The organism is Streptosporangium amethystogenes (assembly GCF_000721075.1).
Classification (GTDB): Bacteria; Actinomycetota; Actinomycetes; order Streptosporangiales; family Streptosporangiaceae; genus Streptosporangium; species Streptosporangium amethystogenes.
Genome location: NZ_JOEQ01000086.1, coordinates 1 through 4,947, shown reverse-complemented (window position 1 = coordinate 4,947; position 4,947 = coordinate 1). Strand labels below are relative to the sequence as shown.

Genomic DNA, 4,947 nt, shown 5'->3' with positions numbered 1-4,947 from the left:
TCTTCAACGCCCTGGTGATCATCGCGCTGATCCCGCTCGCCCTGCGGGGGGTGCGTTACCGCCCTTCCAGCGCGTCGAAGCTGCTCAGCCGCAACCTCTACGTCTACGGACTGGGCGGCATCATCGCCCCGTTCATCGGCATCAAGATCATCGACCTGTTTGTCCAGTTCCTTCCGGGGATGTCATAAATGGAACGCCTACCAAGCTGGATCCGCCAGCACCTCGCAGCCATCAGGGCGGTCGCCGTCCTCACGGTGCTCCTCGGTGTGATCTACCCGCTGGTCACCACCGGCGTGGCCCAGGCCCTGTTCAACGGCGGCGCCAACGGCTCGATCGTCCAGAAGGACGGCAAGGACGTGGGCAGCGCCCTCATCGGCCAGAGCTTCACCGACAAGGACGGTAACCCCGTCACGACCTACTTCCAGAGCCGTCCGTCGGCCGCGGGCGACGGCTACGACATGCAGTCGACGGCCGCCAGCAACCTGGGGCCCGAGGATGTCCTGGACGTCCTTCCCGTCCCCGGCGCGAAGGACGACGAGGGCACCCCGGACGAGGGCAGGCAAAGCCTGCTCACCCAGGTCTGCGCCCGCTCCAAGGCGGTCGGTGAGCTGGAGGGCGTCAGCGGCGCCAGGCCGTACTGCACGGGTGACGGTGTGGGCGCGGTGCTGAAGGTCTTCTCCGACCACGCGGTCAGCGTCAACCAGGCCTGCCCCGCCACCCCCTTCATCGCCGAGTACAAGGGTCTGAAGGTGGAGTGCGGCCGGCCGGGCGAGGACTACTCTGCTGGAAAGACCGTGCCGATCCGTGGCGGCGTGACGAAGGCCGAGGTGCCCGCCGATGCCGTCACGGCCAGTGCCTCGGGCCTCGACCCGCACATCTCGGCGGCCTATGCCGACCTGCAGGCCCCGCGAGTGGCCAAGGAGCGCAGAACGGACCTCGCCAGGGTCAAGGCGCTCATCCAGGAGCACACCACCGGGCGCGCCCTCGGTTTCATGGGCGAGCCCGCGGTCAACGTGCTCGAACTCAACCTGGCCCTCGACAAGGAGTAGTGATCGCGGTGCCACGCGGGCGGCTACGGATCTACCTCGGGGCGGCCCCCGGAGTAGGTAAGACCTTCGCGATGCTCAACGAGGGACGCAGGGCACTGGAGCGTGGCAGGGACGTGGTCGTGGGTCTCGTCGAGACCCACGACCGTTCCCACACCGCCGAGCTGCTCGACGGCCTGGAGGTCCTCCCTCGCAGGACGCTGGCCTACCGGGGGAGCCACTTCACCGAGCTGGACGTCGATGCCGTCATCGAGCGGGCGCCGAAGGTGGCGCTGATCGACGAGCTGGCGCACACCAACGTCCCAGGCTCGCGCAACACCAAGCGCTGGCAGGAGATCGAGGAGATCCTCGACGCCGGTATCGACGTCGTCTCCACCGTCAACATCCAGCACCTGGAGTCGGTCAACGACGTCGTCCAGCAGATCACCGGCGTTCCGCAACGGGAGACCATACCGGATGAGGTGGTACGGCGGGCCGACCAGGTCGAGCTGGTCGACATGTCGCCCGAGGCGCTGCGCAGGCGGATGGCACACGGCAACATCTACGCACCGGAGAAGGTGGACGCCGCGCTGTCCAACTACTTCAGGATCGGCAACCTGACCGCACTGCGCGAACTCGCCCTGCTCTGGGTCGCGGGAAAAGTCGACGACCAGCTCGACCGCTACCGGGCCGAGCACGGCATCGCCAAAACCTGGGAGGCACGCGAGCGGGTGGTGGTCGCGCTCACCGGCGGCCCGGAAGGCGAAACCCTGGTACGGCGCGCAGCCCGCATCGCGGCGCGCAGCATGGGCGCCGACCTGCTGGCCGTCCACGTCACCAGGGCAGACGGCCTGACCGGCGGCGATCCGGCAGCCCTGACCCGCCAGCGCACCCTCGTGGAGGACATGGGCGGCACCTACCACCAGGTGGTCGGCGACGACATCCCGCGCGCGCTGCTCGACTTCGCCGGCGGGGTGAACGCCACCCAGCTCGTGCTCGGCGCGTCCAGGCGGGGCAGGTTCGCCCAGATCCTGTCCCGTGGCGTCGGGGTGGAGACGACCGCGTTGTCGGGTTCGATCGACGTCCACATGATCACCCATGCGCAGGTCAAGAAGGGGCGCCGCCATGCGAGCTCGCGAGCCGCGCTGACCCGCAAGCGCAGGATCATCGGCTGGGTGATGGCGGTGCTCGGCATGCCCGCGCTGACCGCGGCTCTGTTCCCGTTCAGGGACGATCTGGCGCTGCCGAGCGAGATCCTGATCTTCCTGCTGATGGTCGTCTGCGTCTCCCTGGTGGGTGGCATGTGGCCTGCGGTGACGGCGGCCATCGGCGGGTTCCTGCTGCTGAACTACTACTTCACGCCGCCGGTCGACCGGTTCACGATCCACGACCCGGAGAACCTGTTCGCGCTCGTCGTCTACGTGCTGGTCGCGATCATGGTGAGCCTGGTGGTCGACGTGGCGGCCCGCCGTACCAGAGAGGCGGCCAGGGCCAGTGCGGACGCGGAGGTCCTGTCGACGCTCGCCGGCCACGTCCTGCGTGGCGAGGCCGCCCTGCCGTCGCTGCTCGCCCGGATCAAGGAGACGTTCGGGCTCGCGTCCGCCACGCTCCTGGAGCGGACGGGACCGCCGACCCCGGACGATCAGTCGGAGCCGGAGGCGTGGCGGATCGTGGCCACTTCCGGGGGCGAGCCGTGCACCAGTCCTGGAACCGCCGACACCGATGTGGTGATCGACGAGAACCTGGTGCTCGCGGTGCGCGGGGGGCTGCTCGACGCCTCCGACCGCAGGGTGCTTGAGGCGCTCGCCGCGGAGACCGCCGTCGCGCTGCGTCAGCGGCGGCTGGAGGAGGAGGCCGAGCGGGCCAGGCCGCTGGCCGAGGCGGACAAGATGCGCACCGCGCTGCTCGCCGCCGTCAGCCACGACCTGCGCACCCCGCTGGCTTCGGCCAGAGCCGCCGTGGAGAGCCTGCGCAACACAGAGATCGACTGGTCCGCGGAGGACCGGGAGGAGTTGCTCGCCACGGCGGACGAGTCGCTGGTCAAGTTGAATCGCCTGGTGGACAACCTGCTCGACATGAGCAGGCTGCAGGCGGGCGTGCTCGGGCTCACCCTCCAGCCGGTCGCCCTGGAGGAGGTCGTGCCCAGGGCGATGGACGATCTGGGCCCGCTCCGGGATCGCGTCGAGGGGGGCATCTCCGTCGAACTGCCCGAGGTGGTCGCCGACCCCGCACTGCTGGAGGGGGTGTTGGTGAACCTGATCTCCAATGCCGTCCGCTACAGCCCACCGGGCGAGCGGGTGCTGGTCACCGGCAGCTGGCACGGCGATCACGTGGAGATCCGGGTGATCGACCGTGGTCCGGGGATTCCGCCAGAAGCACGTGACCAGGTCTTCAAGCCGTTCCAGCGGCTCGGTGACCGTGACAACCATTCGGGGGTCGGCCTCGGCCTCGCGCTCTCCAGGGGGCTCACCGAGGCGATGGGCGGCTCTCTGGTACCGGAGGAGACACCAGGGGGAGGTCTCACCATGATCGTGACACTGCCCATCTCATCCAGAGCCGTGATCGCATGACACGCGTTCTCGTCGTCGACGACGAACCGCAGATCCTGCGGGCGCTCCGCATCAACCTGATCGCCCGCCACTACGAGGTGGCGGTGGCCACCGACGGCGGCGCGGCCCTGCGCCAGGCGGCCGACTGGCACCCTGACCTGGTGGTGCTCGACCTCGGGCTGCCCGACCTCGACGGCGTCGACGTCATTCACGGGCTGCGCGGCTGGACCTCGATGCCGATCATCGTGCTGTCCGGCAGAGCGAGCAACCAGGACAAGGTCGACGCCCTCGACGCCGGTGCCGACGACTACGTCACCAAGCCGTTCGGCATCGACGAGTTGCTGGCCAGGATCCGCGCGGTGTCGCGTCGCACGTCCGCGCAGGAGGCGGAGCTGGCCAGCATCACGATCGGCGACCACGTGGTGGACCTGACCAGCAAGACGGTCTCCGGCGGGGCGCGGCTGACGCCGACCGAATGGCACATCCTGGAGATCCTGCTGCACAACCCGGGCAAGCTCGTCAGCCAGCGGCAGCTGCTGACCGAGGTATGGGGGGTCAAGTACGTCAAGGAGACCCACTATCTACGGCAGTACATGGCCCAGCTGCGGCGCAAACTCGAACGCGACGCCGGGCATCCGGTCCACCTGATCACCGAGCCCGGCATGGGGTACCGCTTCAAGGCCTGATTCCTCTCCGCCGGACTTCGGGGCGCTCACCGGCCTGGAACCGCTCACGGCGGCACCCTGACCGGCGACGACGAAACGCGGGCAGTCGAGTGACTGTCCGCGCTTCTCGCATTCGATCAGAGGCCGACGTCCCCGCGCCTCAGGCCGGCGAGCTCCAGTGAGCCCCGCGCCGGTATCCGGGCCACGGCACCGCCCGCCGCGCCCGTCGCGATCGACAGGCCGATTCCGGTTCGGTTGGTTCTGTGCGGCGCGCCTCGACCGGGGGCATGCCGCTGACGGTTCGCGATCCCCGCACCATCCCACCTGTGACACGGACGAAGTTCGGGCATGCGAGGGCGAGCAGTTCTCCGGCAGACGTCCAGCATGTTCACGAGCCGGTGCGCGGAGGTCACAGGTTCATGAAACTCACGGCGGAGCCGTTCTCATCGACCCTTGACATGCAACATACTCGCATATAAAGACACATAAAACAACATTGAAACGGCGGTGAACCAACAGGATGTACGCCGAGGAACGGCAGCAGGAGATCCTGTGTGAGGCCCGGGCCGCCGGGCGGGTCGACGTGGTGACCCTGGCGGAACGGTTCGGCGTCACGACTGAGACGATCCGCCGGGATCTGACCGCATTGGAGCGTTCGGGGGTGCTGCGGCGCGTGCACGGCGGGGCGATCCCGGTCGAGCGCCTCGG

5 protein-coding genes are annotated in these 4,947 nt (G+C 68.8%); all 5 read left to right on the top strand.

Annotation, left to right across the window (positions count from 1 at the left end):
• The coding region (locus IG98_RS0143420; RefSeq protein WP_030926287.1) for a hypothetical protein at positions 1 to 188 on the top strand (188 nt) is incomplete at its 5' end.
• Positions 189 to 1,049: a potassium-transporting ATPase subunit C gene (locus tag IG98_RS0143415; RefSeq protein ID WP_030926284.1), complete on the top strand. Its 861-nt coding sequence runs from the start codon at positions 189 to 191 to the stop codon at positions 1,047 to 1,049. It abuts the gene before it with no gap.
• An 8-nt stretch (positions 1,050 to 1,057) separates the two neighbouring features.
• A complete protein-coding gene (locus tag IG98_RS0143410) occupies positions 1,058 to 3,595 on the top strand; it encodes a sensor histidine kinase (protein ID WP_030926282.1) in 2,538 nt (845 codons plus the stop codon).
• The gene (locus IG98_RS0143405) at positions 3,592 to 4,260 is read left to right on the top strand and encodes a response regulator (RefSeq protein WP_030926280.1); all 669 of its coding nucleotides are present in this window, start codon (positions 3,592 to 3,594) and stop codon (positions 4,258 to 4,260) included. Before IG98_RS0143410 ends, IG98_RS0143405 begins: the two co-directional genes overlap by 4 nt.
• A gap of 499 nt (positions 4,261 to 4,759) precedes the next feature.
• On the top strand, positions 4,760 to 4,947 hold a 188-nt coding region (locus tag IG98_RS0143400), incomplete at its 3' end, for a DeoR family transcriptional regulator (protein WP_030926278.1).